The sequence below is a fragment of the Actinoplanes sp. NPDC049668 genome, assembly GCF_044465445.1.
Lineage (GTDB): Bacteria > Actinomycetota > Actinomycetes > Mycobacteriales > Micromonosporaceae > Actinoplanes.
On the sequence record NZ_JBITLR010000010.1, the window covers coordinates 319,870 to 345,817 of the forward strand.

Below are 25,948 nucleotides of genomic sequence, written 5' to 3' on the forward strand. Positions count from 1 at the left end.
ACCTCGCCTCGCCTCGACCCCCTGTCCGAAACAGGCACTGCCGTGGATCGGGCACTCCGATTGGCCCCGTGCCACGAGTCAATCGCGGCCGATTTCGTGAAAGGATCGCGCCGTGCCGTCACTGTTCGCGTCGTACCTGCGGGTTTACGAGCCACTGACCGCCTTCGACCGGGACCGACAGGTTTTCTGGCGCCGCTACGCGCGGGAGGGCCGGGCGCTGGGTCCGGTGGAGGGACCGGTCCGGCAGCGCACCGCCGTCCTCGAGGCGCTCGGCGCGGGCTGGACCCGCCTGCCCGACCTGCCCGACGAGGCGTACGTGCTGGAGTGGGGCGACTCGCTGCTGGTCTGCCCCTGGAACCTGCGCCTGCGCGTGGCCGAGGCCGCGCTGAACGCCCGGGACGGGGTGCCCAGCGTGCTGGCCGACGCCTTCGTGCCGCCGGTGCTGGCCGGCCAGGCCAAGGCCATCGTGGAGGACTGGCGCAGCGGGGCGAAGGTGCTCGAGCACGGCGTGCCCCGGGTGCACGAGCAGATCGCCACCTGGGGCGTGCCGCTGCGCTGGTTCGTCTTCGTCGATCTCGACGAGCGGGAGTTCGACCTGACCGGCGGCAAGCGCACGCTGCGGTACCGGACGGAGATCTCCAAGGCCCGCCGCCGGGCGCACCGGGCGGTCTCGGTGCTGCGCAAGTCGCTGGGCGACGCCCCGATCACGGACGCCGTCGAGGAGGGCACCCGGTGGCTGGAGGAGTTCCACCCGCGATCGGTCGTCGAGCTGGACTACGGCGGCCTGACCGGCCTGCTCGGTGCGGAAGCCCTGGCCGAGGACGACTCACCCGGTCTTGCGGCGGCGGGCCTCTCGGCACTCTCCCGCGGCGATGCCGACGCGGCGACCGAGGCCTACGAGAAGCTGGTCGCGCGGTGGCGCGCGGTCCAGCTACTCGAGCGTTGCAACTGATCGACACATGTAAGCCTGTGACCTGCGAAAATGGGACGAACGGGTATGGAAGTGGGCGCGAGAGAGCGCTCTCTAGGCGAACACTCCTCGTAATCGCCGACCCGCGAAGCGTGATAATCGGTCCAAACAAGACGCTTTCTGGCGTAGAAAACAGGTAAAAATCGGGCATGCTTCAACCGTCTATCTAGGGACGTTCGGCCGTTCGGCCCATGTCGGACATCGGGGACTAGCCGGACCATGAGAGACGCACCGGCCGGCGGGACCCCGGCCGATGTCTTTAGGTACCTGTGGAGGAGTGACCGATGGCATCGCGTACGCATGATCCTGAGCCGCTACTCACGCCGGCCGAGGTGGCATCGATGTTCCGCGTCGACCCGAAAACCGTCACACGGTGGGCCAAGGCGGGCAAGCTCAGTGCAATTCGCACCCTGGGCGGCCACCGTCGCTACCGTGAGTCGGAGGTTCGTGCCCTGCTGCAGGGGCAGATCCCCACGCAGCGTCAGGGCGACTGAAAACGGACCTCAGTCGGCCGAGAGATCGATAGCAGGGGCGAATGCCGAAAGGCAGTCGCCCCTTCTTCGTTTCTCAGGTGTTTGGGGTCAGGCGGCCGGTTCCGCCGAGACCAGGACGGCGACCGTGCCGTCGACGCCCCGGCGCAGCCGGCTGCCCAGCAGGGTGAGCCGGGCGAGCAGGCCGTACTTGCGCTTGAGGCCCTCGCCGACCCGGCGACGGTCCGCGGCGTCGCCGATCCGGGCCCGCGCCTCGATCGGCTCTCCCGTGGCGTTGCCGCGCATGTCGCAGGCCGCCACCGTGACGCGTCCGCTGTTGCGGATCCGCTTGAGCTTGCCGGTGCCGTTCGGCGTCCAGAACGCCAGCCCGGCCCCGTCGGGCACCACCCAGAGCGGGGTCGGCACGGCACGGCCGTCCCGGCGGAACGTCGTCAGAAGGACGTACTTCTCGGAACCTAGTTGCTCCAGCGTCGCCATGGACCAAGAGTAGTGACAATGGATCAGCCGCTGCTGGGAGACGTGTTCGGGGAGATGATCCGGGACGCGTACGCGGTGCGTACCGGGATCGGGCCGCGGCCGCTGGCCGGTGGGCGGGTGCCCCGGCCGGTCATCGAGGTGATCGAGCGCGACGACGGGCTGATCAACGGCGCGCCCGCCGACCACTACCTGGCCGGTCCGGACGAGTGGCAGCCGCACGACCACCGCGCGCTGCGGCTGGTGCGCGGCGCGGTGCTCGATATCGGGGTCGGTGCCGGGCGTACCGCGCTGGAGCTGCAGAAGCGCGGTATGGCCGTCACCGGGCTGGACACCTCGGCCGGCGCGATCGAGGTGGCCCGCAAGCGCGGGCTGCGGGACACGGTGCTCAACACCGTCGACGCGTACGCCCGCTCGGGTGCCGGCTACGACACCTTTCTGCTGCTGGGCAACAACCTCGGGCTGATCGAGGGGCCGGAACGGGCGCCGTGCTTCCTGGCCGCGCTCGCGAGCCTGGCCCGCCCGGGTGCCCAGATCATCGCGCAGGGCACCGACCCGTACGGGACCACCGATCCGGTGCACGTCGGCTACCAGCGCCGCAACGCCGAGCGGGGCCGGCTCGGCGGCCAGCTGCGGCTGCGGCTGCGGTACCGGCAGCTGGCGACCGAGTGGTTCGACTACCTGAACTGCTCGGTCGAGGAGCTGGAGAAGCTGCTCGAGGGTTCCCGGTGGCGGCTGAGGTCGGTCGACAACGACGACCGGCCCTACTACCTGGCGGTCATGGAGTTGTGCGCGTGACATTGACGGGTGAGCAGGTTCGGCTCAGCAAGCGCATGTCGCTGGTGCTGCGCCACCGGCCCGAGTCCGCCGGCCTCACCCTCGACCCGAACGGCTGGGTGCCGGTCGCCGAGCTGCTCGCCGCGCTGAACATCTCCCGCACCGACCTCGACGCCGTGGTCGCGGGCAACGACAAGTCCCGCTTCGCGATCGAGGCCGGGCCCGGCGGCGTCGAACGGATCCGCGCCAGCCAGGGCCACTCCCGCCGGGTGCACGTCGACCTCGGGCTGCCCGTCGTCGAGCCGCCGGCCACGCTGTTTCACGGCACGCCCCGCGTCAACCTCGACTCGATCATGAGGGACGGGCTGCGGCCGCGCAGCCGGGACCACGTACACCTGTCGCCCGATGTCGCGACGGCCCTGCTCGTGGGCCGCCGCCGCGCCACGAACGTGGTGATACTCGAGGTGGCGGCCGGCGCCATGGCCCGGGCCGGGTACGCCTTCCACCGCAGCGCAAACGGGGTCTGGCTGACCGGAACGGTGCCACCGGGGATGCTGCACGAACGTTTGGAGTAAACGGACATAACGTTCTATGCCGAGAGTCCGCACGAATGGGCCGTTAGCGTATTGGGATGGGGTGGGTCACTCGGCGTCAGCTGACGAACCTTCTCGGTGCGCTCAGCCTCGTCGCCGCCCTGGCCGGCCTCGCCTTCGGGCTCCCCGCGTTCGACCGCGCGCTGCCCGCCGAACGGCCGGTGCCGACCGACCGCCCGTACGTGATCGGCGGTGGGGTGACGGTCGTCCCGCCGCCCGGCGCGCGCATCGACGTCACCGAGACCCGGCCGACCCAGGACGCGGGCACGGTGCTGTTCCGGCTCGGCCCGGTCCGCTATCTGATCACCGTCCGCCGGTTCGACGGTGACCTGACCGCCGCGGCGGTCCGGCTCCGCCAGCGGATCACCGGCACGACCGGCTACCAGGTCACCGGCACCGAGCTGACCGTCGCCACCGGCACCGGCCTGGCCGGCCTGCAGGGCGGCTACACCGCGCCCGGCCGCGGCGGCCGGTACGCGGTCTTCGTGGCCGACGGCCGCACCATCGAGGTCACCGTCAGCGGCGCCGACCTGGACCTGGGCCGGATCCTGCCCGCGATCGACGCCAGCACCAGGACGCTGCGGTACGTGCCGAGGGCCGGGCAATGACGGCCGAACCACGGCTGCGCAGCGCCCGGAGCGCACCCGTGCAGCCGGGGTCCGCGCCGGGCGAGGGGCTGATGCGGCTGCCCGCGTTCTGGGTGGTGCTCGCCCTGCTAGTGACCGGCGGCGTCCGGATGACGATGATCGCCGGGCGGTTCGCCGGCACCTACCCGGTGGCGACGGTGACCGCGGCCGCGCTCTTCGCGCTGCTCGCCGTCCCGTTCTGGCTGGTCGTCACCGAGCTCGACTTCCTCGAGCGCGAGCCGACCGCCCTGCTGGTGCTGGCCTTCGCCTGGGGTGGCCTGGTGGCCACCACCGTGTCCCTGCCCGGCAGCGCGGCCCTCGACGACCTCATCGCGAAGCTGGGCTCGCCGCACCTGGCGGCCGACTGGGGTGCCGCTCTGGCCGGCCCGACCGTCGAGGAGATCGCCAAGACCCTCGGCGTGGTGGCGATCGTGCTGATCGCCCGCGCGCAGGTGAACAGCGTTCTCGACGGCGTCGTCTACGGCGCGATGGTCGGCCTGGGCTTCCAGATCGTCGAAGACATCGTGTACGCCCTCGGCGCGGTCGCATTGGCCGGCCGCGGCGACCACGTGGAGCCGGTGATCACGACGTTCCTGCTCCGCGGCTTCCTCTCCGGGGTGTGGAGCCACACGCTCTTCGGCGCGCTGGCCGGCGCCGGCATCGGCTACCTGGTCGTCCGGGCGGACCGCAACTGGCGCACCCGGCTCGGCGTCGCCATGCTCGCGGTCCTCGGCGCGTGGGCCTCGCACGTGCTCTGGAACTCGCCGCTCTTCCGCGACGGCCTCGGCAACGGCGCGCTGGCGCTGCTCGCGGTGCTCCTCTTCAAGGGCCTGCCGCCGCTGTTGCTGATCATGGTGCTGGTGCGGTCCGCGCACGACCGCGAGGCGGACTACTACGCCGACCAGCTGGCCAAGCTCGACGACCCGGAACTGATCACGCCGGACGAGCTCGAGGTGCTGAAGTCGGGTTCGCGCCGGGCGACCGCGCGCTGGCACGCCCGCATCCGGGCGGGCCTGCGGGCCCGGTCGGCGGTGCGGCGGTTGCAGCGCGCGCAGGCCCGGCTCGCGGTCGAGCTCAGCCGCGGCACGCCGGACCTGGGCCGCTGGTGCCACGAGGTACGCCGGCAGCGCCGCATCCTCGTCGGGCTCGGCCACCCGGAGGCGACCGCGCCCGAGGGCCAGGGGCCGTGGCGGCGCACCGCGTCGGCGGTATTCACCACGGCCCTTGCCATCGCCGTGCTCTGGGCCGCCATCAGCACGCTCGGCGGCGGGTAGTACCGGTCAGACCTTCGGGGGCAGCCCGCCGTCGCCGTCCACGATCTTGTCCGGGGTGCCGTCCTCGTCGAGGTCGACCATGGTGATGTCGACCTTGCCGTCGCCGTCGGTGTCGAACTGGAACAGGTCGGCCGTACCGTCGCCGTCGGTGTCGGAGATCCAGACGTCCGGCCTGCCGTCGCCGTTCGTGTCGCCTGTCAGCAGGTCGACGCGGTCGTCGCCGCGGGTCTCGACGATCTCCTTGGGCTCGCTCATGAGTCATCTCCTCGGGGCTGCGGCGCAGGGTGGGTCCTGCCCAACCTAGGGCCCGGGCCGCCCCCTCGCGACCCGAGACCGAGATCGAACTTTAAAGATCCGTCGCGCCGGATTGCTCCCGGGAACGTGCCAGCCGGGTGTGACAGATGTCGCTGGTCTCCGCGCAACTCGCCGGTAACGTTGCCCGACATGAGTACAGCGGCGGACGGCTTGCAGAGGCTTTTCGGCAGTGCGGGCGGCGGTTCGCTCGGCGAGCGGATGGGCATCGAGATCACCGAGGCGACCCCGGAGCGGGTCGTCGCCACGATGCCGGTCGAGGGCAACACCCAGCCGTACGGCCTGCTGCACGGCGGCGCGTCCTGCGTGCTCGCGGAGACGCTCGGCTCGGTCGGTGCGGTGCTGCACGGCGCGACCGTCGACCGGCCGTTCGCGGTGGGCGTCGACATCAACGCCACCCATCACAAGGGGGTGCGCTCCGGGGTCGTCACCGGCGTCGCGACGCCCGTGCACCGGGGCCGCACGGCGGTGACCTACGAGATCGTCATCACCGACGAGGACGGCGAGCGGGTCTGCACGGCCCGGATCACGTGCCTACTCAGGGGCGTCTGACCGGCATTTCTTGACGGATCCGCGTACCTTTTCACCGTGACGGAAATACCACAGCACGCATTCGACGACGCGACGCAGGTGCTGCACTGCGCGCTCAGCGGCGACAGCGACGCTGTGGTGGGCACCTTCGACGCCGTGGTCGACCGCTCCGGCGTCGTCGGGGCCTACGACGTGGCCTGGTGTCTCGCCGCGACCATGGTGGGACAGAACGTGCCCAAGGGCGGCGCCTGGACCCTGGACTTCCCCGGGATCGACGACGCGCGCTACGACAAGCGCTGGGTCGCGCGGTTCGTCAGCGCGTACGTGAACGGGGACATCTTCACCGGCGAGGCGCTGTTCGGCGCGGCGATCGCCGACGGCCAGCTACCGGACTGCCTGCTCGCGCTCGCGGGCTCGACGGTCGCCACGCTCCGCCACCGCGCGGCATGACCGACTGCACCGAGCGAAGCGAGGGCCAGAAGGGCATGCCCAGAGGGACAGCATGACCGAGGATCCGCTTCTCGCTCGGGTACGTAAGCTGCTTGCCAAGGCCGAGGATCCGGCTTGCACGCCCGCGGAGGCCGAGGCGTTCACCGCGAAGGCGGCGCAGCTCATCGCCAAGTACGGCGTCGACCAGGCGCTGCTGGCGGGCGCCGATCCCGCACTGGACCCGGTCGGGGACAAGCTGGTGACGATCGAGGCGCCGTACGCCCGAGACAAGGCCGGGTTGCTCGGTGCCGTCGCCGGCGCGCTGCGCTCGCGGGTCGTCTACCTGGAGCGCCGCGGCACGGCGCGGATCCATCTCTTCGGCCACGTCGCGGACCTGGAGCGGATCGACCTGCTGTTCACGTCCCTGCTCGTGCAGGCCGCGCATGGCCTGGCGGCGACGCAGGTGCCGAGCTTCGACCATCCGGCCGCGTTCCGGCGATCCTGGTTGTGGGGTTTCACCGAGGCGATCCGGGCCCGGCTGACCGAGGCGGAGCGGGAGGCGGCCGCCGACGTCCCGGGCGTCGCACTCGTCCTGGTCGACCGCACCGAGCAGGTGGACCGCAGGCGCGACGAGACCTACCCGAAGCTGGCCCGGCTCGGGCCCCGCCGGCTGGCGGGCACCGGCCGCCGGCTGGGCTACGCGGCCGGCCGGACCGCCTCCCTGGGCGGCACCGGCCTGCCGGCGAGCTAGGCATCCTCACAGTTCTTCAGATAGAGCGCCTTGGCGTACTGCGCGGCGGCGGCCTCGTTGTACATGGTCGCCTGCGACATGTACCAGCCGTTGTCCGCCAGCGCCTTCTTCGCCTGGGTCATCCCGGACCAGCGGATGTCGGCATCCACCTCGGACAGGCCGCGTGCCTTGAAATTGCGCCGCATCTGCATCTTGCCCGCCCGGAAGTTCTCGGCGGCCTCCTCCGCCTGTCTCATGCAGGAGAAGCCCTTCTCGCTCAGGGCCTCCGCCATGTTCCAGGCCGTCTGCTCTTCCACGTTCCTGAACTTCAGCACGTTTGTTCCTCCCGTGAACTTTGTTCCCGGTTAGCTCTACGGAACGCAACGCCGAAGCGCTAGGTCACCACGCAGACTGCAAGAAAGGTCAAACTGCCCGCGGACGCCTCTGGCCAGGCGATTAGACGCTCGACGAGCGGCCCCTACGGACCTCGTCGCGTATAGCTCCTGATCACCGTGAGTTACGTCTTTCGACGACTTGGTGATCATCACTAAGCTGCCGTTCGCACGGCTTACACGGGGGAGGTTCCATGTCACGTCCACAATGGCTGGCCGGGGTCGGTCTGGCCCTGCTCGCCACCGTCTCGACCGGCGCCCTGGCGGCGCCCGCGCAGGCCGCCGGCACCGGCAAGGCCTACGTGCAGAGCGGCGGAAAGGTCTGGTACAAGGCGGCCACCGGCAGGACCAACAAGGTCGTCATCAAGCAGTACGGCAACACCGTGATGATCGACGACCGGGTCGCGATCAAGGCCGGCAAGGGCTGCGAGAAGGTCAAGGGCGACAAGACCAAGGTTCGCTGCACCGCCAAGACCAAGCTGGTCAGCGTCCACGTCTACCTGCGCGACGGCAACGACACCCTGGTCAACAAGTCCACGCTGAACCTGGCCGCCGACGGCGGCAGCGGCAAGGACAAGATCACCGGCGGCGAGGGCGATGACACCCTCTGGGGCGGTGCCGGTGCGGACATCCTGCGCGGGGTCGGCGGCGTCGACCGCATCTTCGGCGACGTCTCCAACGCCGGAGCCACCGGCGGGGACGTCCGGCGCGAGGGCGGCAACGACACCATCTACGGCGGCGACGGCAACGACTACATCGAGGCGAACGCCGGCCCCAACACGGTGTACGGCCAGGCCGGCAACGACGAGATCCACGGCAGTGCCGGGGCCGACGTCGTCAACGCGGGCAGCGGACACGACAGCGTCTGGGGCTACGGCGGCGCCGACCGGCTGAGCGGCAACAGCGGCAACGACGTCGTCCGGGGCGGACCCGGCAACGACCACCTGTACGGCCAGGCGGGCAACGACATCCTCCACGGCGAGGGCGGCAGCGACCGGATCTACGGCCACGCCGGCGACGACGAGCTCTTCGGTGCCGACGGCGACACCGCCGGGGTCGCCGACCAGCTGGACGGCGGCACCAACATCACCATCGGCGACGCCTGCGCCGCGCTGGAGAACGACGTCAGGCTGAACTGCGAACGCTGATCAGGGCAGTCACCGGCTGCGCGGGGTGATCAGTCCCGACTCGTACGCCCAAACGACCAACTGGGCACGGTCACGGCAGTAGAGCTTCATCATCGCCCGGTTGATGTGCGTCTTGGCGGTGAAGGGACTGATCACCATCCGCTCGGCGATCTCACCGTTGCTGAGCCCTCGGGCGACAAGCTCGACGATCTCCTGTTCCCGAGCGGTCAGCACATCCCGCCCGGCCGCCGGATCGGCCGGTGCCGGGTCGGCGATGAACTCGCTGATGAGCGTCCGGGTGACCGCCGGCGCGAGCAACGCGTCGCCCCGCGCCACGACCGCCACGGCCTGCAGCAGGTCAGCGGGGTCGGCGTCCTTGAGAAGGAACCCGCTGGCGCCCGCGCGAAGGGCGGAGAACACATAGGAGTCGAGGCCGTAGTTGGTGAGGATGAGCACCCGAACCTCGACAAGATCGGGATCGGCGGCGATGCGCCGGGTCGCTTCGATGCCGTCCAGCCCCGGCATCTGCACATCCATCAGCACGACGTCCGGCAGCAGCCGGCGCGACAGCTGAACGGCCTCGGCACCGTCGGCGGCCTCGCCGACAACCTCCAGGTCGTCCTCGGCGTCGAGCAGCGCCCGGAATCCGGCCCGCATCAGCGCCTGGTCATCGGCGAGCAGAACCCGGATCACTCCGAGCCACCCAGCGGAAACGTGGCCCGTACGGCGAACCCGCCGTCGTCGTGCGGGCCGGCGTGCAGCGTCCCGCCGAGCCCGGTGACCCGTTCCCGCATGCCGTGCAGGCCGACCCCCGGGGTCACCGGACGGGCCGGAGACGCCTGGCCGTCGTCGGTCACCGAGACGACGAGCCGCTCGGGGGCGTACTCGACGTGGATCCGGGCGGTGGCCGGCCCGGCGTGCCGGGCGACGTTGGTGAGGGCCTCCTGCACGACGCGATACCCGGCCTGGTCCACCTCGGCGGGCAGGTCCTCGGCCCGCCCGGAGACGGTCATCTGCACCGGCACCCCCGCGGCCCGGGTCCGTTCGGCCAGCTCACCCACCTGGGTCAACCCGACGCAGTCGTCGGCGGGAGTTCGCAGGACGTCCAGGGTCGAGCGCAGTTCCCGCATCGCCGTACCGCTGGCCTCCTGGATCGCCAGCAGCGCGGCCGCCGGCTCCTCGCCCCGCTTGCGGGCCAGGTGCACGGCGATCCCGGCCTGCACCTTGATCACCGAGATGCAGTGCGTCAGCGAGTCGTGCAGATCCCGGGCGATCCGCAGCCGCTCCTCGCCGGCGCGCCGCAGCGCCGTCTCCTCCCGGGTCCGTTCGGCGTCGATCGCCCGCTGCTCGACCTGGTCGAGGTAGGCCCGGCGCTGCCGCGCGACGAGCCCGGCGACGTTGGCCGCGACGAACCAGCCCAGCAGCAGCGCCGTACGTTCGAGGATCTGCTGGCCGACCCGGTCCGCGGGGGCGGCCGTGACGTCGCGGGCCAGGAAGCCGCCGAGGAAGACGACGCTGGCGGTCGCGGCGGCCAGCCGGTGTCCCCGCCACGCGGCCAGGTACACCGTGCCCAGCACGGGGAACGCGGCGGACACCCCGGCGTGCACCCGGACGTGGTACGCCAACATGGCCGCGGTCACCACGATCAGCGCCGCGACCGGGTACCGGCGGCATGCCGCCAGGCCCGCCGCCATGACCAGCACCAGAACGACGTCGATCGCCCGGACCGGACCGGCGTCGGGTGCGAGCGCGGCGTTGGCGAGCAGGAACGCGCCGATGACGAGGCCGCCGGCGGCGTATGGCAGGTCTTGGCGCACGATCGAACTGTAGAACGGCCGTTCCCGGCGAACATCCCGCGCTGGTCGTAGGCCCGGCGTACTGCGAACGCGGTATCGGCGCCCGGGCAAGTGCCTGCGGCGGCACGACGCTTTTCCGGCGGGCCGGCACAAGCATCGAGCACATGACATATCGCTTCTTCACTCCCGCGAGGCCCTCCGCGGCGACCGGCCGGACCGCGCAGGTGTACGGGCAGCTGCGCGACGAGTTCCTCGGGCCGGTGCCGACCTTCCGGGCGCTGTCGGCGGCGCCGGAGCTGATGGCCGCGACCTGGGCGCTGATGCGCGAGGCCCTCCTGGCCGGCGAGGCCTCCCGGGTCGACCGCGAGCTCGTCGCGGCGGCGGTGTCCCAAGCCAACCGCTGCCGGTTCTGCGTCGACGCGCACGTGCTGCTGCTGCACGCGCTCGGCGAGCACGGGCTCGCCGAGGTCGTCGCCGGGGGCGGCACACCGACGCGGCCCCGGCACGCCGAGCTCGCCGCCTGGGCGCGGGCCAGCCGCAACCCCCGGGCCGCCGGGTGGACCAGCCCGTACGGCCCGGAGGTCACCGGCACGCTGCTCGCGTTCCACTTCATCAACCGGATCGTCTCGGCGCTGCTCGATCCGGATCTGCTGCCCGGCGGGCTGCAGCGCTCCCCGATGGTGCGGTCGGCCGGCGGCCGGCTGTACGCCAGGATCGCCCGGGCGCCGAGGGAGCCCGGCCGCAGCCTCGCTCTCCTCGACGGCACGACGGCGCCACCCGCATGGGCCGGGAGCAGCCCGGTCGGGGTCGCGTACGCGTCGCTGCGGAACGCCGCCACGGCGGGTGGGGAGGTGCTGAGTGAGCTGGCCCGCCGGACCGTCGCGGCGACCGTGCACTGGGAGGACGGGCGGCACCCGGAGCGGCCCGCCGACTGGCCCGCCGAACTGGTTCAGGACCTGCCCGCCGCCGACCGTCTCGGCGCGCGGATGGCGCTGCTGGCGGCGTTCGCGCCCGGCGCGATCGGCCCGGGCGACGTCGACCTCTGGCGACTGTCCCATCCGGCCGACGCCGACCTGGTGCGGCTTGTCGCGTTCGGCGCGATCACGGCAACCGACCACGTCGCCCGGGCGCTGATCCCGGCCACCCGTTAGGAGATCACCGTGCGCAAGGCCCTGGTCGTCGTCAGCTTCCTGCTGCTCGGCGCGTTCGTGCTGCAGTTCGCGTTCGCCGCCGTCGGCGCGTTCACCGAACCCGCGGGCGACGACTCCTACGCCCTGCACAAGATCAACGGGGTGGGGGTCATCCCCGGCCTCACCCTGCTCAGCATCGTGTTCGCCGGACTGGCGAAGGCGCCGGGCCGGCTCATCGGGCTGGCGGCTCTGGTGCTCGGCCTCGTCGCCCTGCAGGCGCTCATCGCGGTGCTGGCGGACGCGTTCACCGACGCCACGGGCGCCAGCACCCCGCTCGGCCTGACCGTCGGGGGTCTGCACGCCGTCAACGGGATCGTCGCCGTGCACGTCGCGGTCGGCGTACTCCGGGGAGCGCAGCGGCTGGCCCCGCCGGTCGCCGCCGGCGCGGAGGCGCCGTGAGCACCGGCGGCCTGATCGCGACCGACCTCGTCATCGCGGTCCTCGCGGCCGCGGGATGGCTCGGCGGGGGCGCCGCGGCGGCCGCCCGGCGCCGCCCGCTCGCGCTGGGCCTGGCCCTCTTCGCATTGCTCGCCACGCTCGCCCGCGCGATCACCGTCGCCGCGCTCGCCCGCGCCGGCTGGTGGTTCGCGGCCGAGAAGATCCTCATCGCGGCCCCGTTGTCGCTCGCGGCCGTGGCCGTCGCCGGGCCGCGGCTCCTGCGCCCCCCGGTCGACATCCGCTCCGTCGCGGTCCCGCTCCTCTTCGCCGGGTACGCCCAGAGCGCCGCGCTGCTCGTGACCGTGCTGCACGGCTATCCGGTGTCGGCGGGCGCCGGCCTGCTGGCGGTCGCCGGGGTCGTCGCGGCGACCACCATCTCCCGGCACGCCCTCGGCCCGCGCCCGCCCCGGGCGGCGCTCGTCCTCGCGGCCGGGGCACTGGTCGCCGGTGCCGGGCTCGCCGCCGCGCCGGGCACCACGTCCGGCGCGCCACACCATCACGAATATCGGGACGCGCGGCCCCTGGGCGAGCCGACCAGAAGGTTCGTCCTGACGGCGGCTACCGCGACGGTGAACGTGAGCGGCCGCGACGTCGCGGCGTGGGCGTTCAACGGGCAGGTTCCCGGTCCGGAACTCACCGCCGCTGCCGGCGACGTCATCGAGGTGGTGCTGCGTAACCGGAACATCGATCGGGGGGTCACGCTGCACTGGCACGGCTACAACGTGCCGAACGACCAGGACGGGGTGCCCGGCGTGACGCAGGCGGCGGTGCGGCCCGGAGCCGAGTTCGTCTATCGGTTCCGGGCCGACCAGGCCGGCACCTACTGGTACCACACGCATGCGGTCTCCGACGTCGGCGTGCGGATGGGGCTGTACGGCGCACTCGTGGTGCGTCCGGCGCCGCCGCCCGGCGTCGACGTCACCGTTGTGGTGCACACGCTCGCCGGCCTCCCGCTTCCCGTGCCGAGGACCGAGCCGGTCGAGGCGGCCACCCCCATGCGGCTACGACTGATCAACACCGACGACAGAACGCACCGGTACGCCCTGGCCGGAGCCCCGTTCCGGGTCGCCGCGATCGACGGATTCGATGTGCGGGAGCCGGCGCCGCTCGCGGACACCGCCGTCCTGATCCCCGCCGGGGGCCGCTACGACCTGGTGTTCACCGCACCGGCCACGCCGGTGGCGCTGTTCGTCGACGGCCGGGCGGTCTACTCGACCGGGCCGCCGCCCGCGGCGACCGCGGGGTGGCCGGTGCTGGATCCGCTCACCTACGGCACCCGTTCGCCGGTGCCGTGGTCCCGGTTCGACCGCCGGTTCACCCTCGCCCTCGACCGCGGCCTCGACCTGCGCGGACTGCTGCCCCGGTACGCGCACACCGTCAACGGCCACGCCGATCCCGACATCCCGCCGCAGGTCGTGCGCCTGGGCGACATCGTCAAGTTCACGATCGTGAACCGGTCGCTGGCGGTGCACCCCTGGCATCTGCACGGGCACCACGTCCTGGTGCTGTCCCGCAACGGCAGGCCGGCGACCGGGAGTCCACTGTGGTTGGACTCGTTCGATGTGCGTCCCGGTGACGTGTGGGAGGTGGCGTTCCGCGCCGACAACCCCGGCATGTGGGCCAACCACTGCCACAACCTGCCGCACGCCGCCGGGATGACCATGCACCTGATGTACTCGTGAGCCACCGCGATCGAGGAACGTAACCGTCACGACCGTGCTCTGGCGACCCACCGGGCCGAACGAGCTGGAGCTTGTGCGGAAGTCCGGCTGGCGCGCCTAGCCGCCGCGGCTGCCGGACCAGCCCCGGTTCCACGTCGATTCGGCCTTCCTGGCCCGATACCCGGTCCGGCAGGTCGGCGGCAGCGACGGGCGGCCGCTTGGTGGCGGTCAGGCGCTGGCGTTGCCGGCGAACCGTATGGCGTCGTCGGCGACCCGCTGAATCTCTGAGGCGGTGAAACCGTCGCCGATCGTCATGTCGAATCGAAGGTGCAAGACCGTGCCGCCCGACATGAGCACCCAGTTCTCACGGGAGTCGTCAGCCGCGATCTTCCAGCGGCGCACCCCGTTCTTGTCCTTCTGCTGCTCATTCCCGCACGTCCCCGCGAAGCCGGCGAGCTGGGTCAGCGCGGGTGAGGTCTTGTCGAAGACGACCAGGTTCTGATGCAGGCGTCCATCAATGTTGGCGTTCACGACGAGATGCGCACCGGCGGCGCCGAGAACCTGCCTGCGACGTTCTACGTCACCGCCGATCCAGGGAAAGACGCCGGCACACACTGCGGTCGCCGGCAGAGACGTCAACCGCGTTGCGGCTTGGCAAGGCTGTGGATCCAGCCCGAAGGCTTCAACGCCGAACGACGTGCTGTCCCTGTCCAACCTGCGCAGCACCAGCTTCCCGGCCTCCGCTTCAGCGATCGGCACAGCACAACGAGCGCCGGTCGCCGTGCCCGAAGAGGTCTCGCCCGCGGGGCTCGGGACCGCCTGGGACGCTGGGGCCGACGACGGGTTCGGGTCGCGGCGCACGTCACCCACGGTGCAGGCTGTCGTCGTTAGCAGGATGGCCGTACAGAGGAGCCCGGCCGTCGCCCGCCGAGCGCTCCGCCGTGCGGTCAGCAAGATGTCTTCGCCTTTGCCTGCATGGAGCCCGCCCTGAAACTGGTGCGTCGCAAACTGATGTCGCTCCTCAAGTCAGTGTGGAGGCCCGTCTCCTCCGGCCGGGGAATCTACAAGAGTTGATCAATCCGCGACTGCTGCTGTAATGATCCGCACAGGCGCAGGGAAGACCGGCACCTTGTTCACCAGGGTCTGAGTCCCGGCCTACTAGTCCTGCCCGCCGACGTTCAGCGCTGACAGCATGGGGTGGCTGCTGACCTCACCCGAATGAGATCAACCGGTTGGTGGGCACGCGAACGCCCACCGGGCGTTCCGCAGGTGGGCGACGTACCGCCGGCTCGCCGTGCGCTTTTCGGGTCACGCCACGAACAAGTCCGGCAACGCATTCAGCTGATGTCCATTCCCCGTCCAGTGCCGGCGGAAATCCTGCCGGAGACGCGCGACACGGACGGAGTGGGCATGAGACCAGAACGTACGAGCAGAGGAATTTCGACCTTGGCGACGGCAATGGCGATCGCGCTGTTCGCCGCGATCGGAAACGCGCTACCGGCGCACGCGGCGGCGCCCGGGGGCGCCCCGACTCTGCCGGAACCGGCGGTCACCGCGGCACCCGGCGTGACCATGAAGCCGGGCGCCGCCAAACTACCCGCCGGCCCGCGAAAGGTGGCCGAACTGGGGAAGGGCCCCGCGGTCAAGCTGAGTCCGCAAGCCGCCGGCAAGGCGCCGCGCATGGTCGGGAGCGCGGATCTGGCTAACGCGGGCTGTACCCCGTACATCACCCAGACGCTCAGCAAGACCGAGCTCAACGTGCTGATCGACTACACGGTGGAAGTCCTCTGCAATTTCTACCTCGCGGGCAGCGCACAGGTGACGCTGATCGAGCGCACCCCAGGCGCGCCGAACAACGGCAGGGTCGTCGCCGCGGCGCCGGCGTTCTCCTTCTTCAACAACTACTACGGCTACAGCCGCGGCTTTGCGACCGTCGACGGGCGGGTCTTCGACGGTGGAGCCCAGCTCGAGATCGGTTTCAATCTGACGTTGCAGACGATTTACGGCGGTGTCTGGACCGGCTGCTTCGCGCTTCCGTCCGGGGTGCGCTACCTGAGCTACTGCTCCGGCCTCAACACCAGCACCGTGTCGGTCGGCCTCGGCTCCGGCGAGATCTACACCGGCCTCCCGCCCAACCGGCTGTCCGTGCTGAGGAGCCTGACGGAGGTGAGCGCTGACAGCTACAGCAGGTGGAACGTAGCGCGGTTCTTCCCGAGTACCTATGCGGAATACTATTTCGACTGGTCCAATGACCTTTGTACCGGAGCGCCGGACAACCCGCTCGGATTCACGTTCGAGTCGGCCTGCATCCGACACGACTTCGGATATCGCAACTACAAGGCGGCCCAACGGTTCCCGGAGAACAAAGACCGGATCGATGCCGCCTTCGACTTCGACCTCAGGCAGGTGTGCGAGACCTACCCCGCCGCGGTGCAGGGGGCCTGCTTCGCCCTGGCGGCGGCCTACTACGAGGCGGTTCGGATCTTCGGGTTCCAGAACGTCACGCCCAAGCAGATCGACGACGCCGCCAAGCTGCTGCCGGACAGCGCGCGCGGCAAGGCCCCACGGCTCTGACCTCATCCACAATCTCGCGGCGGAGCGGCCGGCTCCGCCGCGAGACCCGTCCCTGACCGTCGCGCATCACGTCGCGGACGCCTGTCGTACACAAGTCGATGGACGACCGGGCGACCGAGCTGTCTGCCGAATTGATCTTCTCTAGTTCAAGGCGCGGCGCGTCCCGACGCGCTCGGCCTGCTGGCGGCTAGCTCTTCACCTCGATCGAGAGGCGGCACCGGCGAGCGTTCGTCAGGTCAGCGTCCACTCCGCGGTCTGGGCGGCGACGCCGGGCTGCAGGCTGAGGCGCAGCCGGGTCAGCTTGGCGTCTTGTGGCATCTCGAAAACAATGGTCCGGGCGAACTCCCACTTCGGTTCGACCAGGGCGTCGGGGAACGCCGCTAGGGCCGTGGTCATGGTGGTGTCGCGCTGGTACCACTCGTCCTCGTCGTCGGCGACCCACGCGTACTTCTGCAGTTGGGCGATGAACGGGATGGTGCCGGTGTTGTTCGCGTTCACGGTGACCGACACCAGCCGGTCGCCGGTCGCCGGCTTCAGCTCCGGGAAGCTAGACAGCTCCGGGTCCGCCACGCGAACGACGGAGATTGTCATCTGTTCGCCGTTGTCGCCGTTCATGATCACGGAGCCGTTGCGGGGGACGGTGCCACCAGCCGGGACAGGCGCCGGGTTCGAGGGACTGGGCGGCGGCGTCCAGATGGGGCTGGCCATCATCCAGCCCGCGGGGTCGGTCCGGGCGGGAAACGCTGAGGCGGAGGCTTGCGGGGCCGCAGGGGTGCCGGACTCGGTGGCCCGGCCGACGAGCATCCCGCCGAGCGCGGCCAGGACGGCCACCGCGATCAGGGCCACCCACCGGGAACGGTGGGGCTGCGCCGTCGCAGCGGGCGGAGGCGGCACCGTGGGCCGTTGCGAGGGCGCAGCCTTTGCTTTCGCCGACGTCGCGGCGGCGAGCTCGGACTGTGCCGACGGAGTGACGGCTTGGGGTGGAGTCTGCCTGGCGGCGTCCCTGTGTCGGGTGGCTCGGACAGCGAGTGCCCCACCGGCAGCTGCCACGCCGGCCACGGCGACGAGAGCGATCCAGCGGGGACGCTCGCGCCGGCTCTGACGTCGAGGCGGGGTGGTCACGCTCCACGCATCGACAGGGTCGGCGCCGGGTTGAGGCAATTGGCGCTCGCTCTTCCGGCCGGTCGCGATGACAGCTGGGCGAGTGATCTTGCGTGCGATCTGCGCGCGATAAGGAGCGGCGAAAGGCCGCAAACAGAGGTGATCACCGGTGCCGGAGGAGGATGGCTGCGAGACTCGGGATAGCGGAACGCCCACCGTAGGTTTCCGCAGGTGGGCGACGCAAACTGTCGGCCGGTGCAGGTGCTGGCCCTTGACCTGCATGCCGGGTCAGGGCGGTGCCGGCCCTTCCTCGGCCGCTTAGCTGTACCGGTGGGGCTGTACAACCGTGCTGCGGCCACTAACATCACGATTCGCAGATTCCGTGGGTTGCTGGGAGCGCCCGATGTGATCCGCTTGCCGGCTCTTGACTCCCGGGATACGAGGAGACATGTACGTCGTTTTGGCGTGGTTCAGTAATCGCACACTGTCCGAGGGCGAGAGACACGCCGGGCGCGTCCGCTTCGAATCGGCCGTCTCCGAGGTGGTGCCGGAGACGTATCTGCGTCACGAGCTCGGTGGGGAGGACTGGGGTGTCACCGTCCTGTACCCCAGTCAGCAGGGCGCGTACCGGTGGCCGCTGGTCGCCGCGGAGGACGCGGTCACCGCGGTGTCGCTTGGTCTGCCGGTCGGTGCGGACGTGGCGGGCGGACCGGTCGCACTGGCCCGCCGGCTGCTCAGCGGTGGCGACGTCCACCGTGACGTGGTTCCGCCGTTTGGGCTGCTCGCCGTTGACCGGGACGAACGGTTTGCGATCCAGCAGGACTGGCTCGGCATGTGCCGGCTGTTCACCGGGACGTCTAACGGGATCACCGCGTTCTGCAGCCGGCCGAGCCTATTGGCCACCTTCCTGGACGGCGCTGTGGAGCCTGATCTCGAGGGGTGGGCGTCGTACGCGATCTGCGCGCAATTCGGCGGTGAAATGTCCCCGATACGTGGTGCCCGCCTGCTGAAGCCGGGCGAGCGGATCACCGGGCAACGGCGACCCGGCGGCGGATGGGCTCTGACCACCCAGGTGAAGTACGGAGTCGACGACGTGGTGATGTCCGGTCTCGCGGCGCAGGGCCGGCCGGTGGACGAGTCGCTGGATCTGGCCGCGCAGGCGATCACCACCACCGCGAGCAGTGTCGGTGACCTGTACGCCGATCAGATGAGCCTGGGCCTGTCCGGCGGCAAGGACTCGCGGCTGATCGCGGCCTCCCTGATCGCCGCCGGGCAGCTGCCACGGTTGGTCACCAATGAGGACACCGCGGCCGAGGGTGAGGTCGCCCGTGAGTTGACGCAGATTCTGCGCGACAAATACGGCCTGGAGCCGGACCACCAACTGGTCAAATCGGGTGCGCCGGCCAGCGTGTTCACGGTCGGGCTGCACCAGCGCACCACACAGCTGCAGCGGCGGTACGACTTTCAGTTCCCCTCGACCTACACGGCCCGCCCGGCCGTCCAGGCGCTGCTCGCGGACAATGCCCCGCCGCCCAGCTTCAGCGGTGCTGCGGGTGAGGTGGCCACCGGCTACTGGTATCCCCAGGACGACGGCGAGCCGCCGGAGCAGCTGGCCCTTGCGCGCCTGATGTCAGGCGTGCCGCTCGATGTGGCCACCGAGTCAGCGGCCGCGTCCCAACGCGAGCGGATCAACGGGATTATCGACCACGCGAAGGGCATCGGCCTGAGCGACCTGCACCTGCTCGACTACCTCTTCCTGGTCGAGCGGGTCCGCCGCTGGTCCACGTCGGCTTACTCGATCGGCAGGATCACGCCGCTGCTTTCCCCCGGCTTCATCGCCACGACCTTCGCGCTGACCGTGGAACAGAAACGCGCCTGGCTGCTGCACACCGAATTGATCAAACGGCTCGTCCCGGAATGGTCGCAGGTGCCGTTCGTCCGTGTGACCACCGGCAAATCCACCGCTGCGCGCGTCTGGGAGGGTGACGGTGTCGAGGCGATCGCGAACCTGCTGGACACCGCGCACGGACCGATCACCCAACTGATCCGCCGGGAAAAGGTCGAGAAGGCGCTCAGGTCAGTCGTCCGCAAGCGCCGGGGCGACCAGCATGCGTTGCGGCAGTTCACCTGGCTAGCGGTGGCCTCGCAGCAGTTGGAGCCGAGCACGGTCCGACCGCCAACCTTCGCCGCATACGCCCGGGTCACGGCGCCGCCCAAGCCGCCGGCGAAGAAGCGGTGGCGGTCACGGTTGCGATGGGTGAAGAAGACCCGGCTCTGGAAGGCCCTCCGCGAGAGGTCGCGCTGACCGGAAGTTCGACCGCAGGGCCAGCCCCGCCGTATACCGACCTGTGTGTGCCAAGCCGATGATGGACGTCATGGGTTGGTCCAAGGTCAGTACGGCGGGGCCTTTCCAGCATGTCCCGATCAGGGTGAGCACCGGCATCGCCGGCCAGATCGGAAGTCTGCTCTGGGACCCGGACAACGGCGACCGGGGAGACGACCCGGACGAGGGCGCGCGGCGGGCGTTTGCTGACCGCCCCGGACTGGGACCACAAGATCACTTGGTTGGGAAAGCAAACGCCCACCGTGCATTTCCGCAGGTAGGCGACGCTCAAAGCCCGGCGAGACGCTTGGTGGTCAAGGGGCGGGGTCGAACCGTCGACCTTCCGATTTCAGTCACGCTCATAATCGCAGGTCGCGAAGGGTGAACGAGGCGCCGTCCGATCCAGCGTGCGATTAGCTCCGCATGGTGATGTGTCGCGGTAGCCGTGCGACGTCAGGCCTAGCGCGAGGCATGGCTTCGTGCCGGGCGGCGACGCGTCTCGAGCGCCGGGATGTATTGCCGAGTCCCACCTGATGCTTGACGGTTGTCAGCTTGCGTAGTTCCACGCGAAGGTAGCGACCACGGCCACAGCAAGGGCGATGTTGAGCCAACGCAGCCGCCAAGTGCGCCGTCCGTCGTCTGGCAGCGGGCCGATGTCCTGGAGCGCCTTGACGAGCCACCACGGACCTTCGCGCATCGGCGTGTGGTTGAAGGTGGTGTGGAAGGCGGAGATGTCGATGGATGGATGGCCCTTGACCGCCAGCGTGGTGTCCATTACGTCGCGGTGGGGATCCACGGGGACGAGCAGGCTGCGCGATACCCGCCAGCTGCGGAAGATGTTGCGGACTACCACCGCATCCGACGTCACGACGACACTCGTGCAGGTCCCGCCCAGATAGATGGCGACCGCAGCCGCCGCAAACATCAGCGAGAACAAGGCTGTGCTCTCGGGCCACGTCAACCAGGTGACAACTGGAATAGGCGCCAACGCCAGGCCAATGCCCGCAAACCCCTGCCAATCACGTTGGCGATACACCCTCCGATGCTGCGACACGGCGGCAGCATAGGTGATCTCCCGAGGAAAGATCATTCGGAGTAGCCCAGGTCCTCGAACATCGCTATGTCACGAGCGTCAGGTGGAACGCGAGTGTCAAGCATCAGCCGTGACGGTCGAGACGTTGTACTGCCGAATTGGCCTTTCCAGGATCAAGACACCGCGCAAGCGCGGCGCTGGCCGGACGCGCTCGGCCTGCTGGTGGCGCAAGCGCCGGCATCGGCCGGCGCGCCGGCCACTGCTGACGGCTGCCTGATCCAATGACATGCCTCCGGCGGGGATCTTCGACAGAGATGGGGCCGCCGCCCATCTCCACCGTGAGTCCGGGCGGAGCCGACCAGGCCCAGTCCACGGTGTGCGGACTCACGGCGGAGATCGGCTTGGGGGAGGGGCCGGGTAGGGGTACCGGATGGTGAAGCCTGGATGATCTTGCGTGCGATCCGCGTGCGATGAGCACCGGCAAACGCGGTCAACAGCGGTCACTCAGGGATGTGGCGACCGTGGTGGAAGCGCCCCGGACAGCAGAACGCCCACCGTGCGTTTCCGCAGGTGGGCGACGCTCAAAGCCCGGCGAGAGGCTTGGTGGCCAGGGGCGGGGTCGAACCGCCGACCTTCCGATTTTCAGTCGGACGCTCGTACCAACTGAGCTACCTGGCCTTGCCGCGCAGTGGGACACGCGGTTTCTGGCTAGTTGCGGTCCTGACGGGACTTGAACCCGCGACCTCCGCCTTGACAGGGCGGCGAGCACTCCAACTGCTCCACAGGACCTTGCTGTGCTACTTCTTACCACTTCCCCGACCGAGGTCGGTTCGTACCCCCAACGGGATTCGAACCCGTGCTACCGCCTTGAAAGGGCGGCGTCCTGGGCCACTAGACGATGAGGGCAACCCCGCCATCATTGCATATTTCAACTTCCGGCGGCGTGGGCCCCAACCGGCCCCGCTTGAGGCTTGGAAAGCATACGTGATCCCCCTGCCGTCATCCAAACCGGTATCCCCAGCGCCGTGTCTAGGGCTCTGACCAGCGGTTATGTCAGAGGTCGGCTGGCGGGGCGGCGAGCGACACCAGGCGCACCGCCTCCGGGAGGCTGTCCAACAGGGTGACGTCTTCGGGAAGTTCGTGCCTCGGCCAGCCCGGTCCGGCCGCTGCGGCGAGCAGTGGCCGGTGCGGTCCGGTGAGCAGGCTCACCCATTGTTCCGGGCTACCGGTGCTCGGCAGGTGAGACCAGAGCACGACCGCGACCGGTCCGGTCCGGGAGACGGCGTCGGAGAGCGCCTGCGGAGGCACCCGGGCGCCCAGGAGCCGGCTGGGGACGCCGACCTCGGCCAGCGCGGCGGCCAGCACCTCCAGGGGGAGCGTGTGCTGCTCCTCGTCGGCGGCGGCGAGCAGGACCCGTGGCGAGCGGAGGCCCCCGGGCCGGGGGACCGAGCCGAGCACCTCCGTGATGCTGCGCGAGACCAGGTGTTCGACTTCGATGAAACGCTTGGTCGCCGCGTACCGGTCGCCGATGCCGGCCAGGACAGGCCTGATCACTTCCTCCCAGGCCGCGACCACGCCGCGGTCGGCGACGCTCGTCTCAAGAATTTCGCGCAGCGCCGGGGCATCGAGGCGCATGGCAGCCCGGGCGAGGCCGCGCGCGGCGGGCCCGGCCCTTCCGACGCGGATGGCGCTCCCACCACCGTCGCGCGCGGCGCGGACCCGGTCGGGCCACACAACATCCACCTTGGCGACCGGCCCGGTTTCAAGCCCAGACCGCCGCCCCGCTTCTGATCCGGCTGGCCGACTGGTCTCCGGCTGGGATTGCCTCTCGGTCTCTGGTCCGGCTGGGTGCCTGGTTTCTGGCCCGGATTGCCGCCCGGCTTCTGGCCCGGATTGCCGCCCGGCTTCTGGTCCGGCTGGGTGCCGGGTTTCTGGCCCGGATTGCCGCCTGGCTTCTGGCCCGGCTGGCTGGCTGGTCTCTGGTCCGGCTGGCTGGCTGGTCTCTCGCCCGGATTGCCGCCCGGCTTCTGGCCCGGCTGGCTGGCTGGTCTCTGGTCCGGCTGGTTGCCCGGTCTCAGGTCCGGATTGCAGCCGGGTTTCCGGCTCGGAATGCCGCCTGGCATCTGGTCCAGTTGGCTGGCTCGCTTCTTGTCCCGCTGGCGGGCTGGCTTCTTGCCCGGCTGGGTGCCTGGTTCCTGGTCCGGGTGATTGCCCGGTCTCAGGTCTGGGTTGCTGTCGGGCTTCCGGCTCGGAATGCCGTCCGGCTGCCGTGGATGGAGTGGCCCCCGAGAGGGGGGACGGTTGATCGAGGGGCCTGCGGGCGAGGCCCTCGCCGTAGTGGTTCGGTGGTCTTTGAGGGTCGTCCATGGACCCGGAGGGGACGCTCGCCGCCGCTGCTCCCTCACCGTGTTCGCCGCGCGAGGCCGCGCCGCCGGGTTGCCGAGCCGGGTGGCCGCCGCCTGCTGGCGGGGAAGCGCCAGCTGCTTCGGCCGGGTCGTTGCCGATGCCCTTCCGGCTGTCTTCGATGGCGTCCCGGTTGTCCCAGACCCCGTCCCGGCTGTTTCCGATGCCGTCCCGGCTGTTCATAGCCGGGACGTCGCCGCTCGTCGCGTCCGGCTGAGGGCCGCTGGCTGGTGTGGGACTGCGCGGGCCGCCGGCCTCTCGTGGGGGCTCCTCGCCATCCGAGGCCTGCCCCGGGTCGTCGTATTTCGCGGCGGCTTCGGTGGGATCGTTGATGGTCGGCGGTGGCACCGCGAAGACGCCGGGTGGGGGTGTGGTGACGTCGATCGACACGGGTGCGTGCCGGGCCCAGGCCGCTGCTTCCGCCGGTGCCACGCCACGGGCGGTCAGCCGCCGCATCACCTGCAGCCGGGCCAGGTCCTCCGGCGTGTAGCGCCGATGCTGCCCGGGCACGTGGTGACTTGGCCCGAGCCCGTACCGCTGGTGCCAGGTGCGCAGCGTGGTTACGGCGACGCCCAGACGGCGGGCGACCGCCCCGGCCGTCAGGGCGTCATCAGCCACTCGACGGCTCCGGTGTGTCGTCGGTCGGCTGTGGCCGGGCCTCGAGGTGGCGGATCAGGGAACCGGTGACTCCCTGCAGCCAGGGGGCGTAGGAGCGGGGATCGTCGTTGAGGCTCGCGTTCAACTCCTCGATCGAGACCCAGCGGACGGCCGCCACCTCGTCGGGGTCGGGCAGCAGGCTCAGGTCTGCCGGTGTCTCGCCCACCAGTACGTGGTCGTACTCGTATTCCACTCGGCCGGTCGACGGGTCCTCCGCGTAGTACGAGTAGACGCCCGTCTCGGTCAGGGCGACGCCGTGCACGCCGATCTCCTCGACTAGGCGGCGGGCGGCGGCCGTCGCGGGCGCCTCGCCCGGCAGGGGATGGCCGCAGCACGTGTTGGCCCAGCGCAGCGGGAACCTGGTCTTGATCGCGGCCCGCTGTTGCAGGAGCACTCGGCCCGACGGATCGCGCAGGAACACGGAGAACGCCCGGTGCAGTCGGCCGGGTGCCCGGTGCGCGTCGTCGACCGTGGCGGCGCCGGTCGGCGCGCCGAGGGTGTCGACGAGTTCGACGAGGTGAGCCTCGCGCGAGCCGGTCATGCCACCCTCCCGCCGTGGTCCTTCGCGACGCCCGTTACGCGGGCGGCCGCCAGTTTTCCGGAGATCAGCACCATCGGTACGCCGACGCCCGGCTGGGTGCCGGAGCCGGTGAAGACCACGTTGCCCAGGGTCGGGTGCAGATTTGCCGGGCGGAACGGTCCGGTCTGGGAGAAGGTGTGCGCCGACGCGAACGGGGTGCCGGCGGCCATGCCCTGTGCGGCCCAGTCGGCAGGAGTGATCACGCGTTCGACCTCGATGCCGTCACGGAAACCCACATAGCCGCGCTGCTCCAGCACCCGGGTCAGCTCGTCGGCGTAGCGGCGGCCGAGGCCGCCGCTCCAGTCCAGCGGCGCCACGTCGAGGTTCGGTGTCGGGGCGAGAACGTAGTAGGTCTGCCTTCCGGCCGGCGCCGCGGCGGGGTCGCTGCGGGTGGGGTTGGTGACCAGCAGTGACGGGTCGCTCATCAACAGGCCCTGGTTGATGACTTCATCGAAGGTGCCCTTCCAGGCCGTTCCGAAGTGGATGTTGTGATGGGCGATCTTCGAATAATGCCGCGTCGACCCGACGTGGAGCACGACGCAGGACGGCGAGTACTTCAGCCGGCGTGGGCGGCGGGAGGCGGGCAGCAGGTCGCGGTAGGCGACCGGGAGATCCGGGTTCAGCACCACGACGTCGGCCGGGAGGCGCTCGCCGCCATCGGTCAGCACGGCGGTCGCCCGCCCGTTCGCCGTCTCCACCCCGGTCACCGTCGTCTCGTAACGGAACCGCACGCCGTGCTTCTCCGCAGCGCCCGCTAGCGCCTTCGGCACCGCGTGCATGCCGCCGCGCGGGTAGAAGACGCCGGCCACCGAGTCGAGGTAGGCGATGACCGCGTAGATGGCGAGGGCGTCGTGCGGCGCCAGGCCCGCGTACATGGCCTGGAAGGAGAAGATGCGCTGGGTACGGTGATCGCGGAAGAACTGGTTGATCTTCGGTTGGAGCCGGCGGAAGCCGCCCATGCCGAGCAGCTTGAGCAGGCTGAGATTGACCAGATCGAGCGGGGTGTCCAGGTTGCGGTCGATGAAGGCGTCCCGCTCGAGACGCCACAGGCCGCTCGCGAAATCGACGAAGCGCAGGTAGCCGTCGGCCTCGCGGGGGCCGCAGAGCCGGGAGATCTCGGCGGCCATCCGGACCGTGTCGGTGCGCACGTCCAGCGTGGACCCGTCCGGGTAGTAGGCCCGGTAGGCCGGGTCGAGCGGGGTCAGCTCGAGCCAGTCGGACAGCTCCTCCCCGACGGCCGCGAGCGGCTCGGCGATCAGCTCAGGCATGGTCAGCACGGTCGGACCGGTGTCGAACTCGTATCCGTCGACGGAGAGCCTGCCGGCGCGGCCGCCCGGCACCGCCTCGCGTTCGACGACCGTCACCTGCCGCCCGGCCGCAGCGAGGTGCAGCGCGCAGGCCAGGCCGCCCAGCCCGGCGCCCACCACGACCACGTGGTCGGTCGGTCCCGTCACTCTTCGCACGTC

Annotated in this window: 26 protein-coding genes, 3 tRNA genes and 2 pseudogenes; 16 read left to right on the forward strand and 15 right to left on the reverse strand. The window is 70.6% G+C overall.

Annotated features, from left to right (window positions below; genetic code table 11):
* The first annotated feature begins 112 nt into the window (after window positions 1-112).
* Complete coding sequence (locus ACIBSW_RS37320) at window positions 113-952, forward strand: hypothetical protein (RefSeq protein WP_354727140.1); 840 nt, start codon at window positions 113-115, stop codon at window positions 950-952.
* A gap of 302 nt (window positions 953-1,254) precedes the next feature.
* Window positions 1,255-1,464, forward strand: coding sequence for a BldC family transcriptional regulator (locus ACIBSW_RS37325; RefSeq protein WP_014687221.1), 210 nt, complete (start codon window positions 1,255-1,257; stop codon window positions 1,462-1,464).
* A gap of 87 nt (window positions 1,465-1,551) precedes the next feature.
* Here the strand turns inward: ACIBSW_RS37325 and ACIBSW_RS37330 are convergent, their stop codons facing one another.
* On the reverse strand, window positions 1,552-1,938 hold the full coding sequence (locus ACIBSW_RS37330; protein WP_354727137.1) for a PPOX class F420-dependent oxidoreductase: 387 nt from the start codon (window positions 1,936-1,938) through the stop codon (window positions 1,552-1,554).
* 18 nt (window positions 1,939-1,956) lie between these two features.
* Here ACIBSW_RS37330 and ACIBSW_RS37335 point away from each other — a divergent pair, with 18 nt between their 5' ends.
* From ACIBSW_RS37335 to ACIBSW_RS37350, 4 genes are read left to right on the forward strand one after another with little or no spacing between them, the layout of a single operon-like run.
* Complete coding sequence (locus ACIBSW_RS37335; protein ID WP_354727135.1) at window positions 1,957-2,733, forward strand: methyltransferase domain-containing protein; 777 nt, start codon at window positions 1,957-1,959, stop codon at window positions 2,731-2,733.
* Complete coding sequence (locus ACIBSW_RS37340; RefSeq protein WP_354727133.1) at window positions 2,730-3,287, forward strand: RNA 2'-phosphotransferase; 558 nt, start codon at window positions 2,730-2,732, stop codon at window positions 3,285-3,287. The genes ACIBSW_RS37335 and ACIBSW_RS37340 overlap by 4 nt, the downstream gene beginning before the upstream one ends.
* A 56-nt stretch (window positions 3,288-3,343) precedes the next feature.
* Complete coding sequence (locus tag ACIBSW_RS37345; RefSeq protein ID WP_354727131.1) at window positions 3,344-3,913, forward strand: hypothetical protein; 570 nt, start codon at window positions 3,344-3,346, stop codon at window positions 3,911-3,913.
* Complete coding sequence (locus tag ACIBSW_RS37350; RefSeq protein ID WP_354727129.1) at window positions 3,910-5,205, forward strand: PrsW family intramembrane metalloprotease; 1,296 nt, start codon at window positions 3,910-3,912, stop codon at window positions 5,203-5,205. Before ACIBSW_RS37345 ends, ACIBSW_RS37350 begins: the two co-directional genes overlap by 4 nt.
* Window positions 5,206-5,211: 6 nt before the next feature.
* On the opposite strand, the gene ACIBSW_RS37355 is transcribed toward ACIBSW_RS37350, so the two are convergent.
* Window positions 5,212-5,460, reverse strand: a complete 249-nt coding sequence (locus ACIBSW_RS37355) for a hypothetical protein (protein WP_354727127.1) — start codon at window positions 5,458-5,460, stop codon at window positions 5,212-5,214.
* 189 nt (window positions 5,461-5,649) lie between these two features.
* On the opposite strand from ACIBSW_RS37355, the gene ACIBSW_RS37360 reads away from it, so the two are divergent.
* From ACIBSW_RS37360 to ACIBSW_RS37370, 3 genes are read left to right on the forward strand one after another with little or no spacing between them, the layout of a single operon-like run.
* Window positions 5,650-6,069, forward strand: coding sequence for a hotdog fold thioesterase (locus ACIBSW_RS37360; protein ID WP_354727125.1), 420 nt, complete (start codon window positions 5,650-5,652; stop codon window positions 6,067-6,069).
* Between the two features lie 36 nt (window positions 6,070-6,105).
* On the forward strand, window positions 6,106-6,498 hold the full coding sequence (locus ACIBSW_RS37365) for a hypothetical protein (protein WP_354727123.1): 393 nt from the start codon (window positions 6,106-6,108) through the stop codon (window positions 6,496-6,498).
* A gap of 52 nt (window positions 6,499-6,550) precedes the next feature.
* Window positions 6,551-7,228 carry a DUF2786 domain-containing protein gene (locus tag ACIBSW_RS37370; protein WP_354727121.1) on the forward strand — a complete coding sequence of 226 codons (678 nt, stop codon included), beginning with the start codon at window positions 6,551-6,553 and terminating at the stop codon, window positions 7,226-7,228.
* Here the strand turns inward: ACIBSW_RS37370 and ACIBSW_RS37375 are convergent.
* The gene (locus tag ACIBSW_RS37375; RefSeq protein ID WP_354727119.1) at window positions 7,225-7,542 is read right to left on the reverse strand and encodes a hypothetical protein; all 318 of its coding nucleotides are present in this window, start codon (window positions 7,540-7,542) and stop codon (window positions 7,225-7,227) included. The genes ACIBSW_RS37370 and ACIBSW_RS37375 overlap by 4 nt on opposite strands.
* A gap of 251 nt (window positions 7,543-7,793) precedes the next feature.
* On the opposite strand from ACIBSW_RS37375, the gene ACIBSW_RS37380 reads away from it, so the two are divergent.
* Entirely contained in the window at window positions 7,794-8,747 is a 954-nt protein-coding gene (locus ACIBSW_RS37380) for a calcium-binding protein (protein ID WP_354727117.1), read from the forward strand.
* 9 nt (window positions 8,748-8,756) lie between these two features.
* Here the strand turns inward: ACIBSW_RS37380 and ACIBSW_RS37385 are convergent, their stop codons facing one another.
* The gene (locus tag ACIBSW_RS37385; RefSeq protein ID WP_354727115.1) at window positions 8,757-9,419 is read right to left on the reverse strand and encodes a response regulator transcription factor; all 663 of its coding nucleotides are present in this window, start codon (window positions 9,417-9,419) and stop codon (window positions 8,757-8,759) included.
* Complete coding sequence (locus tag ACIBSW_RS37390; RefSeq protein ID WP_354727113.1) at window positions 9,416-10,543, reverse strand: sensor histidine kinase; 1,128 nt, start codon at window positions 10,541-10,543, stop codon at window positions 9,416-9,418. The genes ACIBSW_RS37385 and ACIBSW_RS37390 overlap by 4 nt, the downstream gene beginning before the upstream one ends.
* 143 nt (window positions 10,544-10,686) lie before the next feature.
* On the opposite strand from ACIBSW_RS37390, the gene ACIBSW_RS37395 reads away from it, so the two are divergent.
* The 4 genes and pseudogenes from ACIBSW_RS37395 to ACIBSW_RS37410 form a co-directional block, all read left to right on the forward strand.
* A complete protein-coding gene (locus tag ACIBSW_RS37395) occupies window positions 10,687-11,673 on the forward strand; it encodes a carboxymuconolactone decarboxylase family protein (protein ID WP_354727111.1) in 987 nt (328 codons plus the stop codon).
* A gap of 9 nt (window positions 11,674-11,682) precedes the next feature.
* Complete coding sequence (locus ACIBSW_RS37400) at window positions 11,683-12,111, forward strand: DUF6220 domain-containing protein (RefSeq protein ID WP_354727109.1); 429 nt, start codon at window positions 11,683-11,685, stop codon at window positions 12,109-12,111.
* Window positions 12,108-13,832 carry a multicopper oxidase family protein gene (locus tag ACIBSW_RS37405; RefSeq protein WP_354727107.1) on the forward strand — a complete coding sequence of 575 codons (1,725 nt, stop codon included), beginning with the start codon at window positions 12,108-12,110 and terminating at the stop codon, window positions 13,830-13,832. The genes ACIBSW_RS37400 and ACIBSW_RS37405 overlap by 4 nt, the downstream gene beginning before the upstream one ends.
* A gap of 34 nt (window positions 13,833-13,866) precedes the next feature.
* A pseudogene (locus tag ACIBSW_RS37410) lies at window positions 13,867-14,019 on the forward strand (ADP-ribosylation/crystallin J1); the annotation flags it as partial.
* A 20-nt stretch (window positions 14,020-14,039) separates the two neighbouring features.
* Here ACIBSW_RS37410 and ACIBSW_RS37415 read toward each other — a convergent pair.
* Entirely contained in the window at window positions 14,040-14,570 is a 531-nt protein-coding gene (locus ACIBSW_RS37415; RefSeq protein ID WP_354727105.1) for a hypothetical protein, read from the reverse strand.
* Between the two features lie 699 nt (window positions 14,571-15,269).
* Between ACIBSW_RS37415 and ACIBSW_RS37420 the strand changes: the two genes are divergently transcribed.
* Entirely contained in the window at window positions 15,270-16,385 is a 1,116-nt protein-coding gene (locus ACIBSW_RS37420; RefSeq protein ID WP_354727103.1) for a phospholipase, read from the forward strand.
* 231 nt (window positions 16,386-16,616) lie between these two features.
* Here the strand turns inward: ACIBSW_RS37420 and ACIBSW_RS37425 are convergent, their stop codons facing one another.
* A complete protein-coding gene (locus ACIBSW_RS37425; RefSeq protein ID WP_354727102.1) occupies window positions 16,617-17,231 on the reverse strand; it encodes a hypothetical protein in 615 nt (204 codons plus the stop codon).
* A gap of 703 nt (window positions 17,232-17,934) precedes the next feature.
* Here ACIBSW_RS37425 and ACIBSW_RS37430 point away from each other — a divergent pair.
* Entirely contained in the window at window positions 17,935-19,791 is a 1,857-nt protein-coding gene (locus ACIBSW_RS37430) for a hypothetical protein (protein ID WP_354727101.1), read from the forward strand.
* Between the two features lie 565 nt (window positions 19,792-20,356).
* Here ACIBSW_RS37430 and ACIBSW_RS37435 read toward each other — a convergent pair.
* The 8 genes and pseudogenes from ACIBSW_RS37435 to crtI form a co-directional block, all read right to left on the reverse strand.
* Complete coding sequence (locus tag ACIBSW_RS37435) at window positions 20,357-20,899, reverse strand: hypothetical protein (RefSeq protein ID WP_354727099.1); 543 nt, start codon at window positions 20,897-20,899, stop codon at window positions 20,357-20,359.
* A 544-nt stretch (window positions 20,900-21,443) separates the two neighbouring features.
* Window positions 21,444-21,520, reverse strand: a tRNA-Phe gene (locus ACIBSW_RS37440).
* A 37-nt stretch (window positions 21,521-21,557) separates the two neighbouring features.
* A tRNA-Asp gene (locus ACIBSW_RS37445) sits at window positions 21,558-21,631 on the reverse strand.
* Between the two features lie 44 nt (window positions 21,632-21,675).
* A tRNA-Glu gene (locus ACIBSW_RS37450) sits at window positions 21,676-21,748 on the reverse strand.
* A gap of 147 nt (window positions 21,749-21,895) precedes the next feature.
* On the reverse strand, window positions 21,896-22,576 hold the full coding sequence (locus tag ACIBSW_RS37455) for a B12-binding domain-containing protein (protein WP_404799579.1): 681 nt from the start codon (window positions 22,574-22,576) through the stop codon (window positions 21,896-21,898).
* A 1,059-nt stretch (window positions 22,577-23,635) separates the two neighbouring features.
* A pseudogene (locus ACIBSW_RS37460) lies at window positions 23,636-23,863 on the reverse strand (MerR family transcriptional regulator); the annotation flags it as partial.
* Complete coding sequence (gene idi / locus ACIBSW_RS37465) at window positions 23,856-24,443, reverse strand: isopentenyl-diphosphate Delta-isomerase (protein ID WP_354727097.1); 588 nt, start codon at window positions 24,441-24,443, stop codon at window positions 23,856-23,858. The pseudogene ACIBSW_RS37460 and the gene idi, both read right to left, overlap by 8 nt.
* Entirely contained in the window at window positions 24,440-25,945 is a 1,506-nt protein-coding gene (gene crtI, locus ACIBSW_RS37470) for a phytoene desaturase family protein (protein WP_354727095.1), read from the reverse strand. The genes idi and crtI overlap by 4 nt, the downstream gene beginning before the upstream one ends.
* Window positions 25,946-25,948 lie beyond the last annotated feature (3 nt).